Consider the following 17,521-nt stretch of genomic DNA (forward strand, 5'->3'; position numbering starts at 1 on the left):
ATTAGCAATTAAAAATTCCAGTAAATTTGATATTCACTACCTTTACACTTCGATTTAGAAAAAGGAAACAATTATTCAAAATCATCAATTATATGGATTCTAAAAAATTAACGTTAAGCAACGGCGCACCTTATTTTGAGCATCAGGATTCCCAGACGGTAGGACCAAGAGGCCCGGTATTGCTGCAGGACTTTATTCTTCAGGAAAATCTTGCACATTTCGTTAGGGAAAGAATTCCTGAAAGAATTGTACACGCCAAGGGAAGCGGAGCATACGGAACCTTTACCGTAACGCATGACATCAGCCAGTATACAAAAGCAAATTTATTTTCAAAAGTAGGAAATTCATGCAGAATGTTTGCCCGTTTTTCTACAGTGGGTGGCGAAAAAGGAAGTGCAGATACCGCTAGAGACCCTAGAGGCTTTGCTCTAAAATTTTATACTGAAGATGGAAACTGGGATCTTGTAGGAAACAATACTCCTGTATTCTTTATTAAGGATGCAAAAAAATTCCCGGATTTTATACATACCCAAAAAAGGGTACCTAAGACTAATTTAAAAAGCTCCACCATGATGTGGGATTTCTGGAGTTTAAATCCGGAATCACTTCATCAGGTCCTTATATTAATGTCAGACAGAGGAACCCCTTATGGCTACAGACATATGCACGGCTTCGGATCTCATGCTTTCTCTATGATCAATGATAACAATGAAAGAGTATGGGTGAAGTTTCATTTCAAGACAAAACAAGGAGTAAAAAACTTCACCGATGAAGAAGCTGTAAAAATGGCAGGAGAAAATCCAGACTTTGCACAAGAAGATCTTTGCAATGCCATTGAAAATGGAGATTTTCCGAAATGGACCATGTACATTCAGGTGATGACCGAGGAACAGGCAAAAGATTTCAGATGGAATCCTTTTGATGTAACCAAGGTATGGTTCCATGATGACTTCCCTTTGATTGAAGTAGGAGAAATGGAACTGAATGAAGTTCCTGTCAACTATTTTGCACACGTAGAGCAATCTACATTCTCACCAAGCAGCCTGATCAACGGAATCAGTTTCTCTCCGGATAAAATGCTTCAGGGAAGATTATTCTCCTACCCGGATGCACACCGATACAGAGTAGGAGTTAATGCTCACCAGCTGGAAGTGAACAGATGTCCTTTTGCTGTTAATAACTATCAAAGAGATGGCTATATGGCAGACTCAAGCCACTATCAGGACAAACCCAACTATCATCCGAACAGTTTTGATGACATCAAAGCAGATTCATCTTACAAAAACTATGAGTATGAATTAGATAGCGCTCATGTTGCCAGCTACAACAGAAATGATAACGACAGTGATCATTATACTCAGCCGGGGCTTCTTTATTCAAAGGCGATGAACGCTGATGACAGGGACCGCTTGATCCAAAATATTGTAGGAAGTATGAAAGGAATCAGCGGACCGAAAAAAGATGAAATCATTAACCGCCAATTGTGTCATTTTTTCCGTGCTAACATTGAGCTTGGCATGAAAGTGGCTTCACAATTAAACGTGAATATTGATGCAAATATGATGAATCATTCCAAATGATCATATTGAACAATAAATAAAAAAAAAGGAAAAAAAAATAATATTTTTTCCTTTTTTTTGTAAAAAATTCATAATTTGCAAAGGATGATATTTTAAAGTGGAAAAATGAGTTACGAAAATATATTATTAAAAAAGGAAGATAAATTATCTATCATTACCATAAACAGACCTGAAAGTTTAAATGCTTTAAATGCAAAAACAATTCAGGAAATCAGTACAGCACTGGATGAGCTTAATAAAGACACTTCTTGTAGAGTAATTATCCTTACAGGAAGTGGAGAAAAGTCTTTCGTAGCTGGGGCTGATATTAAAGAATTTAGTGATTTTGGACAGGAAAAAGCGGAAGAGCTTGCCAGAAATGGACAAAATTCTCTGTTCAACAAAATTGAAAATATGTCTAAGCCTGTTATTGCAGCCGTAAACGGTTTTGCATTAGGAGGAGGTTTAGAGCTTGCTATGGCATGCCACATCAGATATGCATCGGAAAACGCCAGACTGGGGCTTCCTGAAGTAACCTTGGGATTAATTCCAGGATACGGAGGAACTCAAAGGCTTCCAAAGCTTGTAGGAAAAGGTATTGCCAACGAAATGATCTTCTCTGCCAAAATGATCCCTGCTCAAAAAGCAAAAGAGATCGGACTGGTAAGTGAAGTATACCCTATTGAAGAATTATTAACCAAAACGAAAGAATTAGCGAACACTATTGCCTACAATTCACCAATGGCAATATCAAAGGCTATAAACGCCGTAAATTTATCTGACACGGATAAAGGTTTTGAAACTGAAATCAAGTATTTCGGGGAGCTTTTTGAAATGGCAGACAAGAAAGAAGGAGTAACTGCTTTCCTAGAGAAAAGAAAGCCAAACTTCTAATCTTTCAAAAAGATTTTAATCCAAATTATTTCGAAAAAACTAATGCTGCGGTATGAATAAGTTTGATAAAGCTTATCTAAAAATGGCTCAAGAATGGGCAAAACTCTCCTACTGTAAGAGAAAACAAGTAGGGGCTCTTATCGTAAAAGATAGGATGATTATTTCAGATGGTTACAACGGAACTCCTTCGGGATTCGAAAACTGCTGTGAAGATGGGGAGGGAAAAACGCACTGGTATGTATTACATGCAGAAGCCAACGCTATATTAAAACTAGCAGCTTCTACACAATCAGCAAAAGGAGCAACGTTATATTTAACGCTGTCACCCTGTAAGGAATGCAGTAAGCTAATCTTACAGGCTGGTATTGCAAGACTGGTGTATATTAATGAGTATTCGGATGACGACGGGATATCGTTCCTGAGAAACCATAACATTGAAATAGAACAAATATCGGACTGTGAACTAAAAAAATAAGCACAAATGACTTGGGATGAAAAGATCAAAGATTTTGAAATATTTCTTCGCTTCGAAAGAAATTTTTCAGAAAACACGCTCGACGCTTACGTTCGGGACATTAAAAAACTAAAAGATTACGCAGAAGAAGATCTGGCAAACGTCGGTCCAGATTCTATCGGCTACGAAAACCTGCAGGAATACATTTTCAATCTTTCTAAACAGAAATTCAGCGAGAGATCTCAGGCAAGATGGATATCTTCCATAAAGTCTTTCTTTAAATTTCTACTAGAGGACGAATATCGTGAAGACAACCCTGCAGCATTACTTGAAGGCCCTAAACTGGGATTGTATCTACCTGATACTTTAAGTTTACCTGACATTAACAGAATTATTGCAGCTATTGAGGTCAATACAGATCTCGGAAAAAGAAACCAGAGCATCATTGAGGTACTGTATGGTTGCGGACTCCGTGTTTCTGAACTGATTGATCTGAAGATCTCCAATATCAACTTCAAAGAGCAGTATATTAAAGTCAATGGAAAAGGAAACAAAACCCGTTTTGTTCCTTTGGCTGATTATACGGCAGAGCTGTTGGAAAGTTATATTAAAGAGGTACGCTCAAAGGGTAAAATCAATAAGAAATATGAAGACACTTTATTCCTGAATAGTCGTGGTACATCCATGTCTAGAGTAATTGTCTTTCTTATTATTAAAGAACTTACAGATAAAGCAGGGGTTAACAAAAAAATTTCTCCGCATACTTTCAGACATTCTTTTGCAACTCATTTGCTACAGAATGGAGCTGATCTTCGTTATATCCAGGAAATGCTGGGACACTCCAGTATTACAACAACGGAAATCTACACTCACCTGAAGACAGAAGAACTAAGAGATGTTATCCTGAGTTATCACCCTAGAAATATGAATATTACTCAATGAAATCAAGCTCCATGTTGAAGTTTGAAAAAGTAATTATAAATAGATGAAATTATTGAAATATTGCCCAAGCTGTGGCAAGGAGTCCTTACATTGGGATGGTGAAAAGAAATGGAGCTGTCCTGAGTGTGGTTTTTCACTTTATAACAATGTGGCAGGTGCCGTAGCAGTTGTCATCAGGTGCGGAGATGAAATTTATCTTACCCGAAGAAACAGGGATCCTAAAAAAGGAAAACTGGATTTGGCCGGAGGCTTCGTTGACCCTAAGGAAAGTGCGGAAGAAACCTGCAAAAGGGAACTTTTTGAAGAGCTTCAGCTTGATATTGATATTTCAAACCTGAAATACCTTATCAGTCTTCCCAATATTTATCAGTATAAGGAAATTGATTATAATACAATTGATCTCTTTTATGAATACAATGTATCGGAAAAATTTGAGGCAAATCTTGAACTTTCAGAGATTTCAGAAGCGGTATGGATTCCTTTAGAGGAACTTCAGCTTGAAGATATCGCCTTTGATTCTCAGAAGAGATTCTTTAAGGAGTATTTAAAGAAATAATTTATATATATTCTCTCGCAGATTTTGTAGATTCGGCAGATGATTATGATTTAATAATCCGCTTAATTTACAAAATCTGCGAGAGATTTTTTATGATTAAAAATAACTTTAGAAATTTCTGGAGTTAATAGGTCTTAGATTTCAGCATTTCTTCAAAATACTGAATAAGCAGTGACCTTTCAGCTTCTGAAAGATTGGCTTCCTTATGATAAACAATATATCCGGGAAATGGCATTGTCTTATGCTTAAGAGCCTCAATAGACCTATCGAGCATATTCTCCTTAAGCTCTTTATTATAGGTCCCCCAAATAGAAAAGTTAAGATGCTGGCGTCCTTCATTTACATGGCTCTTTACAGACCACGAAATGGGGGCAATAAAAGCATATTTAGGATAGACTGTTTCATTGGAATGACAGTCATAGCATGCATTTTTAAGCAATGTACTGACCTTTTCCGGGGTCTTCTTAACCTGAACAAAATTCACCTTGGAATCAACAGATTTATTAACTGTATCAATAGGAACAAATTGGATCAGGGCAAAAGCCACAAAAACCCAGAATATTATTTTCTTTGCCATCTTCATAAGTCTACTTTACCGGAGTTATAATCGCGTTATCGGACTTGATTTCTTTTTTAGCTTCTGTTGTTTCTGTCTTCACAGCTTCTTCCTGATGTGCAGAAAGTGTCGTAGGTGCTGTTGAAGAAGAGGTCCCTTTAGGATTATCAAGAGTTCGGGTATCTTTTAGGTCCCAATTTTCTCTGGTTTCCCACAGTGGCCTCACTACAGCTTTCTTATAGAAAACGTAAGCATCTTCTGCAAATGTTTCATTACTGAAATCTGCTTCGTCCCAATACTGGTTTTCATTATTGTCTACCAATATTCTTACGATATATTCTTCAGGTTTCAGAATATCAAATTTTATAATATCTCCTTTGGTATATTTTTGATACAATATCTTTTCAGAAGAGTCTAGTAACTGAATCCAATAGCTGGATGCCGGGGCATTCTGAAGTGTAAATTCCAGACTTCCAAACTGCTCTACTTTATCATATTCAAAATCGAATCTTTTTGATTGTGTATTTCTAGTATAGAAAGAAGAAACTGTTTCTTTTGGAATGGTAAGCTGATATTTCTTCCCACTGACAAAGTCTGACTTCACGATAATCTGATATGGATTGGTCTTCGAAATTGCAGCTGTAAACTCCTGCGTTGTCAAACTATCACTTTTCAACACCCATTTTGATGGGTCAATTTTATCAACAATGTATGCAGAAGCAATTTTAAAGTCAGATTTTGGAACTAATGACCCACCACCATTATCGCTGACAATATCCATTGCATTCTTCTTATTATATTTATAGAATACAGAAACAGTATCCTGTTTACTGCCAATATCGTAGCTAAACTGAAGTTTTTCAGTAGTTTCCTGTCCTATATTATCTTTAACAGCATCAAACCAAATTCTTACAGAATCTGATTTGGGACGGTGAGTTACCTTTATATCTTTAAGCTTATCATTATTGACAGACTGTACTTTCACTTCCTCCGGATGCCCCTCAAATGTCATGAGAATTCCACCACCAATTTCTTTCATTTCTGAATATTTCAAAGGCTTCTTGGATGGATAGACTTTTAAGTTTAATCCTGAAATGGACTTTTCAACATCTATAATTTCCTTATTAAATCCTATTTTTTCTTTTCCAGGATCATACACAGAATTTCCGTTCTCATCATCGAAAGCAACGATCTTATATTTACCCGGAGAAAGATAATTCATTTCGTAATACCCATCATCATCCACTTTCGTAATATAATATGGCTTTTGCTTATAGTTCATGGTATCTTTTACCTGATACAGCCCTACAACCAATTTATTTTCATTATTACCGGATTTCTTTTTGATTTCCAAGGCATCTTTTACCTCACCACTGATATACAAATCATCCAGCTTATCTCCTGTAGAGAAAGCAAAATTAAAGTAACGCAGAATATTAGTCTCGTTATTATCTACAATTGAATTTCCAAAGTTGAAATTGTAAGTGGTATTTGCCTGAAGAGTATCTGTCCATTGGATAAGAACAAATTTATTAGCAATATTAGACGGAAGAATTCGCTTGATATTTTTGATTGGCGGGGAGATAATCAGGTTTTTATTGATATCCTTTAATGTAATATATTCATCAAAATCCAGACGGAGTTCGTGGATATCTCTTTTTACATTGATTCTTGTGGTATCAATATTTGAACTTAAAAATCTTGGAGCCAGCGTATCTTTAGGTCCTCCTACAGGAGACCCAACTCTTGCACAAGAGTGTACAAGAAAACAGATAACAAATAATAAAAGAAACCTTTTCATGAAAATGTTTAAGCAAAAGTAAACATTATTCTCCAAAAACTTCGTGTCCGCTATTCAAAGTATCTTTACTGCCGGTCATTATAGTTTGAAGTTTTTCCTGCTGTACAGGGAAATTTTCAAATAATCCGGATAATGCAAGTGCTGTATATACTTTATTTGAATACTTATTTCCAATGGCTACTATGGTAACCTTGGACTTCAATAGATGGGCAAATACAGAATTGGTCCCATGCCACCATCCATTGTGATAGGTAAGCTTTTCACCGTTATCAAATATTTTCATTCTAAAGCCCAGACCATAATTATTCATTCCTGCCTTTTCATTGCTGTATGGCGTAAAGACCATTTGCATTAACTCTGGCTTTAGGAAGTCCTTTGAAAACATAGCTTTTGAGAAGTTATATAAATCTCTTGGCGTAGTGTAAACGTTTTTATCTCCATAAATAAGATCCAATCTGTCTAGTGGATACAGTTTATTTGCCCCATAATAGAAAGACTGTGAAGCCGTTGGAATATCTTTTTCCTGAAAAATGTAAGTGTTATTCATTTTTAAAGGAGTAAAAACCATCTCCTTCATCGCCTGTGGAAAAGGAGTCTTTGTTACCTTCTCAACCAACAAAGCCAATAAAGCAAAATTAGTATTACAGTACATAAATCCTGTATCGGTATCTCTTGCCAAGTCAGGTTTATATTTGATGATCATATTCAATACATCCTTATTGGTGATGAATAGCTTGGAAAGTTCTGCCGGAGCGGGTTGTATTTTAGTGATGAAATATTCATATTTTGGAAGACCGCTTCTCTGATCCAATAAAGTCTGAACGGTAACATTAGGATAAGGAAACCCTGGAAAGAATTGAGTAAGATGGTCGGAAAGTTTAATTTTTCCGGCTTCTACCAATTTCATCATGGCCATAGCTGTTAAGGTTTTCGAAACAGAAGCTACATGTAATGGTGTATTCTTATCAATCGGCATTTGATGGCCTTCTCTTCCGAAACCTCTGTAATTCTCATACAGAATTTCATCACCTTTTGCTACTAATATGCCTCCGCTCAAGTCGCCCCCATCCCATATTTTTTTATAGTATTGATCTATATATCCGGTTAATGATTCTTTATCAGAAAGCTGGCCATCTGCTTTTGTAAAAACACTTCCCAGATCTACATTTCCATAATTGGGAAGATTGGTCGTGTTTTCAGCAGAAGCCTCTTTGGATTCAGATTTATTTTTACAGGAAAAAAGGGATAAAAAAACAGTTACAATAAGTACTAAGTTACGCGTCTTCATGAGATTCAAAAATGAGCGGCAATTTAATAAAACTCGAAAGTAAATAGTAAATATGAAGACGACATTATGAATTATTTAACATACTGAGAAAGAAATGCAAAAACGAAGGAGGCCAATCCAATAAATTTAATGGTGCTATAACTTCGCCTATTATTTTTTCCAAAATTTAAGAAGTTCATAAATATTCAGAATGGCAATACGTAAATCATCCTGATTACAGATATATTCATCAATCGTTCCAAATGTTGTATAATCTGAGATATTAAAACCTTCTTCAATATCGTTATAATAAATAACTTTTCTTCCGATTAATCCTACAACCCAAAACCCATCACCTTCTTTCCCATACTCTTCTTCAATCCATTTTTCTGGATCTATCTTGATTAAATTCCAAAAACTCAAAAGATCATCATTAAGGTCATTTTCTGTTGAATGAATCATTTCTAAAATCTCTTCTATTGTTATAGGTGTCCAGATCATAGTTTCATAATTATTTATCTATCTAAAATTATGTCATAACAATTTAAGAAAATTTATCTAACCGTGTGAGGCTACAATTTTATCTACAATAAACTGTGCGAGCTTTTCCTTACTTTGATGCGTCCAGCCTGCAATATGTGGTGTTACGATTGTTTTTTCGGATTGCAGCAGATATTTTAAATCTTCATTTTCTATTTCTAGATTTTCGAAAGAAGACTTTTCATATTCCAAAACGTCTAAACAAGCTCCTTTTACTTTACCCTCTTTTAATGCCTCTACTAAACTTTTAGTTTCAACATTTTTCCCTCTTGCTGTATTGACAAAATAGAAGTCATTTTTCATTTCAGAAATGAATTTTTTATCAATAAGATAATGAGTTTCTGAAGTCAATGGAATATGTAAGCTCAGAACCTCTGCAGACTGCTTTAGTTCATCTAATGTAACCTGTGTAGCAAATTCGTCAGAAAGATCAGGAAGAATATCATGGAAAATCACCTTACATCCAAACCCTGAAAGTCTTTTAGCCGTGGCTTTCCCCATATTTCCGTATCCTATAAGTCCTACTGTTTTCCCTAGTAATTCGTCTCCTCTATTCTCTTCACGTTTCCAGATCCCATTTTTCACCTCCTGAGAAGCAATAAAAAGGCGGTTCATTATTACCAACAGCATTCCTACCACATGTTCTGCTACTGAGTCTCTATTACCCTCCGGAGAATTGATAAGTTGAATCCCCAGGGCTTCTGCAGCCGGAATATCAATATTTTCCATTCCCGCTCCTACTCTGGCAATAAACTTCAGGTTTTTTCCTTGTTCGAGGAAATTTTTATCCAAAGGAATTCTACTTCTGATAATAATTCCGTCATAGTTTTTAATTTTCTGACAAACCTCATCATAAGAGGACGTAAAGTCTTCTTCCAATATAAAATTTTGAGCTAAAAGCTGTTCGGTAATAAGAGGATGGTTTTTATCTAAAAGGAGAACTTTCATCTTAATATAAAATTTAGAAATTAAGAAATACGTAAATGTTATTTCTGAATGATAGGATATTTTATTTAAACCCTCATTTTACTAGAGTATGAAAAATATAAATGCTTCTAAGCTCGCAAAGGCGTTAGCACTTAGCAAAGTTTAAAAGCATTCTTTCTTATAAAATATTTTTTTTATTTCTTGTCTTTCTTCGGCTCTTGTGGCTCCTGGAATAACTTCTTAAGTTCCACAGATTCCAAAGGCTTCATTCTTCCGGAAAGGATTAATGAAAGTTCTTTTCTACGGAATGCAGCTGCATATCTTTCTTTTTCATCTTCTGTTTCCGGAACCATATCAGGAATTGGAATCGGACGGTTGAATTCATCTACCGCAACGAAAGTATAGATCCCAGAATTAGTGTGAATTTTTTTCTGATTAATAGGATCGTCTGACCATACATCCACATACACTTCCATAGAAGTAGAGAATGCTCTAGAAACCTTAGATTCCAATACAACCACTCCTCCTTCAGGAATTGGATGATTGAAAGAAACGTGGTTTACCGATGCTGTTACTACTCTTCTTTCGCAGTGTCTTGCTGCAGAAATAGATGCACAACGGTCCATTTTTGCTAAAAGCTCACCGCCAAAAAGGTTTCTTAAAGAGTTGGTTTCGTTCGGAAGAACGATATTAGTCATGATAGTCAGGGATTCTGACGCTTTTTTTATTTTTGCCATTTATTCTTAGTGTTGTTTGGAGCTGCCGGAACAGTCTTTATTCCTTTTCCGACAGGTTTTGCCAGTGAGTCTTTTTTCAGTGAATCTGAAACCGCAGTTTCTGGTGTATGTGCCACCATTTTCACCGTATCTTTTACAATTCTGTGTGTAGAGGTTTGTACGGAAACCTTATTGAAAGATTTCTTTCCAAAAAGAAGTTCCTGCTGGGTAAATGCAAAGTATAAGATACCCAAGATCGGAATAATCAAAAGGAAAATCCAAAGGATCGTTTTTTTAAACTTATAATCTTTTTCACGGTTTTCAGAAGCCTTTACTTTTTCTCCATTATTGATGTCGGAGAACCTGATTTCTTCCAATCCATAAAAATCCGGATGCCCAGCTTCCACTCTTTTTCCTTTGAAATGGGTATGCCCCTCTTCAATGAAGATTGTTCCCAGATTTTGAATTTCAAGAATCTGTTCTGCCTGAAGCTTTTTCTTCCAAAAATCAGTCTGGATTTTAAGATCACTTCTGGAGGCCTCTAAGGACATTTGTTTTTCTCGGGCTATAAAAGCGGTAAGATCTTCAGCCTGTACTTCATAGTCAATTGAAAATTCAATCTGACTGGCCGGAGGTAAAATACTTCCGTTTTCAGAATTGATAATTGCCTTAGAATTTTTCAGAGAAAACACACCAAAGCCTGGAACCGTGGCAGTTCCAAATTGTTTTAAGTATTCTAAAATGTATGCTGAAATATTCATTTGGTGGCAAATTTATAACTTTTTCATGACTTTTGAAGATATTTAACTGATATAAAAAAAGACTGCCGAGACAGTCTTTTGAGTATTCCGTACTAAAACATGGATACAATTATTTAAAGTTCTTTTTTAAAGCTTAGCCATTATTATGAAAAGAGTAAAAAGCTAAAATCATAAAAGGCAAATTTGCAAGGGTACCCATGATGTTGTTTTCTACTTTCTTGCAATTCTTTTCCTTAGCTTACTGAATTTTCCAGCTTATTCCGAACATAAAGTTAGTTCCCGCCTGTGCAAAGTATAAAGGATTCCCTTCATCATTAATAGAACCATTGTTTACATATTTTTTATTGAACAGGTTATTCACCAATAATTTTAATGCAATATCATTCTTACCAATAGTAAACTGGTACTGCGCATTAAAGTCTATAAGGAAATAATCTTTAAGCTCTAAGTTTTTATCTTCCGTATTATCTATATACTGTTTTCCAACATATTGGTTCATTAAAGCAAACTGGAAATTTTTATTGGGATTAAATTTCACTCCCAAATTAGCAATCATATTTGGAGAAAATGAAATCTGAGTATTTCCCAAACTTATCGGAGCAGCCCCAACTTCTATATTAAAATCCTGATTTCTGTTCTGGCTTAACGTTAGATTTCCTGAAACTTCCCATTGTTTTGATAGTTTTGCCAATGCTCCTACTTCAACTCCTCTTCTGTAGCTCTTTCCTGAATTGGTTCTGATGAATGCCCCAACATTATTAAGCTGACCATTCAAAACCAATTGATTAACATAGTACATATAATAAACATTCGCGGTTAAGGATAAAAAACCAAACTGTTTTTCCAGACCGGCTTCAAAATCATGCAGCTTTTCGGGCTTTACATCATTGTTGGCCATGATATCATCTCTGTTTGGCTCTCTATGGGCATGGGCATAGGATAAAAATATCTTTCCGCCATTGATTTTATAATTTACTCCAGCCTTTGGATTAAAGAACAGCCAGCTTTTATCAAGATCAGCACCTTCTCCATCTCCTGCCATTAAGATCTTTGTATTATAGTTGATACTTCTAAGCTGTAAATCTCCGAAGAATTCAAAATTTTCCATTCTGAATAAAGCCTTAGCAAAACCGGAAACTTCATTCTTTACAGAACGATTTCTATAATATTCACTTTCGTCAATCTGCGGATAAAATACTCCGGTAACATTTCCATAATGTCTTCCATAGTATTGGTTGGCCACTGCTCCAAAGTTCAGGTCAAGGTTCTCAAACTTCCCGTAAAGTGTTGAAACCACACCGTAAAAATCATTATTCAGCCATTTTTTTCTGATAAAATCTGATTTTTTAATAGTCAGTCCGTTCTCAATAATATCAGGCAGATTATATTTTGAGAAAGAACTTCTCTGTTTGTAATTTTCATAATATCCTTTTCCTTTGGTATAATGAACGGTGGTCTCTAAATTCCAATGATCATCAAATTTTTGCTCCCAAAGCAACTGATAATGGTTTTGTCTGTAGTTATCTGTTTCGTTATCATAGAAACCTGTCACATTTCCATTAGCATCCTTGATTGAACCGGAATTGTTGAATTTTGGATTGGTTTCCCACATTTCTCTCGTGATTCCGTTCCAGGCCTGATAGGTTTTTTCTTTTCCTCCAAAAGCCATTAAACGCAATTTCGTTTTTCCCTCCTCAAACAAGGCCGTAAAGTTGTAAGAATGCAAATCTGATGAAGCTCTGTCTATATATCCATCAGAGTGAATACGGGTATATCTTCCCATCACAGAAAGACGATTCTTCCAGAATTTCCCGGAACCTACTTCTGCTGAATATTTATAGGTATTAAAAGAACCATAGCTATCATCTGTTTTGAAGTAGAATTTTTCTTCCGGCTCCCTTGAAATTACATTAATGCTTGCTCCAAACGCAGAAACTCCGTTATTGGAAGTACCTACTCCTCTTTGAATAACAATCTGTGATGCAGAGCTTGTTAAGTCCGGAACATTTACGAAAAACGTTCCCTGACTTTCAGAATCATTGTAAGGAACACCATTCATCATTATATTAATTGCCGATCCTGATACCCCACGAATTCTAAAACCAGTATACCCTACCCCATTTCCGGCATCTGAAGTAGAAATGATGGAGGTTTGATTTTTTAAAAGAATAGGAAGATCCTGTCCCAAATTTTTCCCATCTAAATCTTTCTGAACATTGATAATTTCCTTAGCAACAGGAAGTCTCTTGGTAAAGCTGACTGCTTCAATTTCCCTGATTTTCAGAGAATCCTTATTTTGAGCCTGGATAAAGGCTACAGAGCCTACAGTAAGCCCTAAAAAAAATAATCCTTTCATTCTATAAATCTTTAACATTTAATGAATAAAAGGGGATCGATAAGATATTATACAGTTTAGACCTTTAGTAGAGTCTACGTCCCTAAACAGCATTACCTGTTCCAGGTTCATTGGGTATAATCTCAGCCTGTTAAAGCACCCCTTTATTTCAACCGCAAAATTACAAAAAATATATGAGATAAAATTGAATTGAGGGATCTCGCTTTCCAGATGCAGGATATCTGAAAGTGAGGTTACGTGAAGATATCTCTAACAATTATTCACTATTCGTAATTCAGTTTTTAGTAGGTTTTGTTATTCGCATCAATGTAATAGTAGTTTGTACCGTCTTTTGTTACTTCAAACATCTTCCCAAGCTTCCAGCTGAAGTTTCTTTTTATATTGGAATATTCGAACGGAACAATGATTTTATTATTGACATCGATCACTCCGAATTTATCATTATTGGATGCAACAATCATCGGATCAGCTACATCATCTCCCTCCATAATATAAAGATATTGGTACTGGGGATAAATCTGATATTGTCGATAATCTGCCGCATTGACAAATTTTGCCTTTTCAATAATTCCATAGAATCCATTCAGTATATAAGCCTGAAACAATTGATGCTTGTATTCCTCAAACTTACATCTCCCAAGATCTGAATCTTTAAATTGATAAACCCTCTTTCCAGATTGATCAACACGATAGGAAATCATATCCTTTTCTACGGTTGCATATTCCTTTGTTCCGTACTTTCTCACTTTTTCGTTAGGAGAATTCAAGAGATTACAATCTTCATAAAAAAATACGGCAATATGATATTCCGGCTGAATGATGAATTTTCCGTTTTGATTGACGTAGCCAAACTTATCTCCTTTCTTTTTAGGAATAAGAAGCGGAAGATCTTTATTGATAACCACCAGATCAGGATTGGGCTTAGATACTAAACTCCCTTTTTTAACGGGGGTCTTCGCGATATTCTTAGCTCCAATTTTCTTCACAGATTTGGTCTGTGAAAAAGAGGAAATCGAAATTAAAACGAATAAAACAGTCAGGATATTTTTCATATTCATCATTTGGCTGCAAAAATACAACCAAAAATAGATATTATAAAATTCATATTTATAAAGAATCTAAATAAATTCATTCCGTTAAAATATTAAAAATTCGTAATTTTGGGGAACATTTTGAATTGTTTAATAATTTTAAAATCTTAAAAAAAAGACGTAGATTATACTGACTTTATCCGGTTCCTATTTCGCATCAAAATGCGGAGGCTCAAAATGTTATTGTTTATTATATACAAACCGGTAAAAGAAAGGTGATGACTGAATAGTCATTTTTGCTAATCTCCTTTTAAAAGAGAAAGACTTCTATTATGAATATTTATAAGGATTACATCAAAGAGATTGAAGAAAGAAAAGACCAAGGGCTTCATCCAAAGCCAATTGATGGTGCTGAATTACTAAGCGAGATTATTGCGCAAATTAAAGATTCAGGTAATGCAGATCGAACGGACTCTCTTAAATTTTTTATTTACAACACCTTACCAGGAACAACAAGTGCAGCGGGGGTAAAAGCCAAATTTTTAAAAGAAATCATTCTAGGTGAATCCGTAGTAGAAGAAATATCGCCAGCTTACGCCTTTGAATTATTATCTCACATGAAAGGAGGTCCATCAATTGAAGTATTGTTAGATCTTGCCTTAGGTAATGATGCAGCCATTGCTAAAGAAGCGGCTAAAGTTCTTAAGACACAGGTGTACCTTTATGAAGCGGATACAAACCGCCTAAAGGATGCATTCAATAGCGGTAACGAAATCGCAAAAGAAATCCTGGAAAGCTATGCACAAGCTGAATTCTTCACTAAACTTCCAGAAGTAGCTGAAGAAATTAAAGTAGTTACATTTATTGCAGGTGAAGGAGATATCTCAACAGATTTACTTTCTCCGGGTAACCAGGCTCACTCTAGATCTGACCGTGAACTTCATGGGAAGTGTATGATCACTCCTCAGGCGCAGGAAGAAATCAAAGCTTTACAGGCTCAACATCCTGATGCAAGCGTTATGCTTATTGCTGAAAAAGGAACAATGGGTGTAGGTTCATCCAGAATGTCAGGAGTAAACAACGTAGCTCTTTGGACAGGAAAACAGGCAAGTCCATATGTACCATTCGTAAACTTTGCTCCAATTGTTGGAGGAACAAATGGTATTTCTCCAATCTTCCTTACTACGGTGGATGTTACCGGAGGTATCGGTATCGACCTTAAAAACTGGGTTAAAAAATTGGATGCAGACGGAAACCCTGTTCGTAATGAAAATGGGGAACCAATTCTTGAACAAGCTTACTCAGTAGCTACAGGAACAGTGCTTACCATCAATACAAAAACAAAAAAATTATATAATGGAGACCAGGAGTTGATTGACATTTCTAAGGCATTCACGCCTCAGAAAATGGAATTCATTAAAGCTGGTGGATCTTACGCTATCGTATTTGGTAAAAAATTACAGACATTTGCAGCGCAGCTTTTAGGAATTGAAGCTCCGGTTGTTTTTGCTCCTTCAAAAGAAATTTCTCACGAAGGGCAAGGCCTTACAGCTGTAGAAAAGATCTTTAACAGAAATGCAGTGGGATCAACTCCAGGAAAAGTACTTCACGCAGGTTCAGACGTTCGTGTACAGGTAAACATTGTTGGTTCACAGGATACGACAGGTCTTATGACTTCTCAGGAACTTGAATCAATGGCAGCTACTGTAATTTCTCCAATAGTGGATGGTGCTTACCAATCAGGATGTCATACCGCTTCAGTATGGGATAAAAAAGCTCAGGCAAACATTCCAAAACTGATGAGATTCATGAATGATTTCGGTTTGATCACTGCCCGTGACCCTAAAGGTGAATATCACTCTATGACAGACGTTATTCACAAGGTTCTTAACGACATTACTGTAGACGAGTGGGCCATCATCATTGGTGGTGACTCTCATACGAGAATGTCTAAGGGGGTTGCTTTTGGAGCTGACTCAGGAACGGTTGCTCTTGCATTAGCTACCGGTGAAGCCTCTATGCCTATTCCGGAATCTGTGAAAGTTACTTTCAAAGGGAATATGAAAGAGCACATGGATTTCCGTGATGTAGTTCATGCAACACAAGCTCAAATGCTTAAGCAATTTGGAGGTGAAAACGTATTCCAGGGAAGAATCATTGAGGTTCACATCGGAACACTTCCTGCTGACCAGGCATTTACATTTACAGACTGGACGGCAGAGATGAAAGCAAAAGCTTCTATCAATATTTCTGAAGACAATACCCTAATTGAATCATTGGAAATTGCAAAAGGAAGAATCCAGATCATGATTGACAAGGGTATGGATAACCATAATAAAGTTCTTCAAGGATTAATCAATAAAGCAGATAAGAGAATTGCAGAGATTAAATCTGGTGAAAAGCCGGCTTTAGCACCTGATGCTAATGCTAAATATTATGCAGAAGTTGTGGTTGACCTTGACGTAATTGTTGAACCAATGATTGCTGACCCGGATGTAAACAATGATGATGTTTCTAAGAGATACACTCACGATACCATCAGAGATCTTTCTTATTATGGCGGTGAGAAAAAAGTAGATCTTGGTTTTGTTGGATCTTGTATGGTTCACAAGGGAGATTTAAAAATTGTTTCTCAAATGCTTAGAAACCTTGAAAAACAACAAGGTAAAGTGGAATTCAATGCTCCTCTTGTAGTGGCAGCCCCTACTTATAACATCATTGATGAACTAAAAGCAGAAGGAGACTGGGAATTATTAGAAAAATATTCAGGATTTGAATTTAATGACAATGCACCCAAAGGTGAAGCTCGTACAGAATACGAAAATGTAATGTATCTTGAGCGTCCTGGATGTAACCTTTGTATGGGTAACCAGGAAAAAGCAGCTAAAGGAGATACAGTATTGGCAACATCAACCCGTCTTTTCCAAGGAAGAGTGGTTGAAGATTCTGAACGTAAAAAAGGAGAATCTTTATTAGCTTCTACACCTGTTGTTGTTCTTTCAGCAATTATCGGACGTATTCCTAATATCGATGAATATAAAGCAGCAGTTGAGGGTATTGACCTTACTAAGTTCGCTCCTCCAATTAAGGAGTTGGTTCAGGTTGGCCATTAACAGCACCCGACAATAGCTTTTAAAATTATAAAATTGAAAGATTTTGGT

General features: G+C 36.0%; 15 protein-coding genes. 6 read left to right on the top strand and 9 right to left on the bottom strand.

Annotated elements, in window-relative coordinates:
• The first annotated feature begins 92 nt into the window (after positions 1 to 92).
• The 5 genes from SCA31_RS15595 (at position 93) to SCA31_RS15615 (ending at position 4,405) form a co-directional block, all read left to right on the top strand.
• Complete coding sequence (locus tag SCA31_RS15595; RefSeq protein ID WP_410697878.1) at positions 93 to 1,580, top strand: catalase; 1,488 nt, start codon at positions 93 to 95, stop codon at positions 1,578 to 1,580.
• A 105-nt stretch (positions 1,581 to 1,685) separates the two neighbouring features.
• Complete coding sequence (locus tag SCA31_RS15600) at positions 1,686 to 2,453, top strand: enoyl-CoA hydratase/isomerase family protein (RefSeq protein WP_410697879.1); 768 nt, start codon at positions 1,686 to 1,688, stop codon at positions 2,451 to 2,453.
• Positions 2,454 to 2,505: 52 nt separating this feature from the next.
• A complete protein-coding gene (locus SCA31_RS15605) occupies positions 2,506 to 2,928 on the top strand; it encodes a deoxycytidylate deaminase (protein WP_076356921.1) in 423 nt (140 codons plus the stop codon).
• A gap of 6 nt (positions 2,929 to 2,934) precedes the next feature.
• Positions 2,935 to 3,849, top strand: coding sequence for a site-specific tyrosine recombinase XerD (xerD, locus tag SCA31_RS15610; protein WP_410697880.1), 915 nt, complete (start codon positions 2,935 to 2,937; stop codon positions 3,847 to 3,849).
• A gap of 43 nt (positions 3,850 to 3,892) precedes the next feature.
• Positions 3,893 to 4,405: an NUDIX hydrolase gene (locus SCA31_RS15615; protein WP_410697881.1), complete on the top strand. Its 513-nt coding sequence runs from the start codon at positions 3,893 to 3,895 to the stop codon at positions 4,403 to 4,405.
• Positions 4,406 to 4,529: 124 nt separating this feature from the next.
• Here the strand turns inward: SCA31_RS15615 and SCA31_RS15620 are convergent, their stop codons facing one another.
• From SCA31_RS15620 to SCA31_RS15660, 9 genes are all read right to left on the bottom strand, one after another.
• On the bottom strand, positions 4,530 to 4,988 hold the full coding sequence (locus SCA31_RS15620) for a heme-binding domain-containing protein (protein WP_410697882.1): 459 nt from the start codon (positions 4,986 to 4,988) through the stop codon (positions 4,530 to 4,532).
• Between the two features lie 4 nt (positions 4,989 to 4,992).
• Complete coding sequence (locus tag SCA31_RS15625) at positions 4,993 to 6,762, bottom strand: Ig-like domain-containing protein (RefSeq protein WP_410697883.1); 1,770 nt, start codon at positions 6,760 to 6,762, stop codon at positions 4,993 to 4,995.
• Between the two features lie 25 nt (positions 6,763 to 6,787).
• Complete coding sequence (locus tag SCA31_RS15630; protein WP_410697884.1) at positions 6,788 to 8,050, bottom strand: serine hydrolase domain-containing protein; 1,263 nt, start codon at positions 8,048 to 8,050, stop codon at positions 6,788 to 6,790.
• 150 nt (positions 8,051 to 8,200) lie between these two features.
• Positions 8,201 to 8,530: a hypothetical protein gene (locus SCA31_RS15635; protein ID WP_410697885.1), complete on the bottom strand. Its 330-nt coding sequence runs from the start codon at positions 8,528 to 8,530 to the stop codon at positions 8,201 to 8,203.
• A 57-nt stretch (positions 8,531 to 8,587) separates the two neighbouring features.
• Positions 8,588 to 9,517, bottom strand: a complete 930-nt coding sequence (locus SCA31_RS15640; protein WP_410697886.1) for a 2-hydroxyacid dehydrogenase — start codon at positions 9,515 to 9,517, stop codon at positions 8,588 to 8,590.
• Between the two features lie 173 nt (positions 9,518 to 9,690).
• The gene (locus tag SCA31_RS15645; protein WP_410697887.1) at positions 9,691 to 10,233 is read right to left on the bottom strand and encodes an acyl-CoA thioesterase; all 543 of its coding nucleotides are present in this window, start codon (positions 10,231 to 10,233) and stop codon (positions 9,691 to 9,693) included.
• Complete coding sequence (locus SCA31_RS15650; RefSeq protein ID WP_410697889.1) at positions 10,221 to 10,973, bottom strand: hypothetical protein; 753 nt, start codon at positions 10,971 to 10,973, stop codon at positions 10,221 to 10,223. The genes SCA31_RS15645 and SCA31_RS15650 overlap by 13 nt, the downstream gene beginning before the upstream one ends.
• Positions 10,974 to 11,211: 238 nt before the next feature.
• A complete protein-coding gene (locus tag SCA31_RS15655; protein WP_410697890.1) occupies positions 11,212 to 13,329 on the bottom strand; it encodes a TonB-dependent receptor in 2,118 nt (705 codons plus the stop codon).
• 281 nt (positions 13,330 to 13,610) lie between these two features.
• Positions 13,611 to 14,381 (bottom strand): WG repeat-containing protein, encoded by a 771-nt coding sequence (locus SCA31_RS15660; RefSeq protein WP_410697891.1) that lies wholly within the window; start codon positions 14,379 to 14,381, stop codon positions 13,611 to 13,613.
• Between the two features lie 311 nt (positions 14,382 to 14,692).
• Here SCA31_RS15660 and SCA31_RS15665 point away from each other — a divergent pair, with 311 nt between their 5' ends.
• Positions 14,693 to 17,473: a bifunctional aconitate hydratase 2/2-methylisocitrate dehydratase gene (locus SCA31_RS15665; RefSeq protein WP_410697892.1), complete on the top strand. Its 2,781-nt coding sequence runs from the start codon at positions 14,693 to 14,695 to the stop codon at positions 17,471 to 17,473.
• Positions 17,474 to 17,521 lie beyond the last annotated feature (48 nt).

This window comes from Chryseobacterium sp. SIMBA_028 (assembly GCF_046535285.1).
In the GTDB taxonomy this organism is placed as follows: Bacteria; Bacteroidota; Bacteroidia; order Flavobacteriales; family Weeksellaceae; genus Chryseobacterium.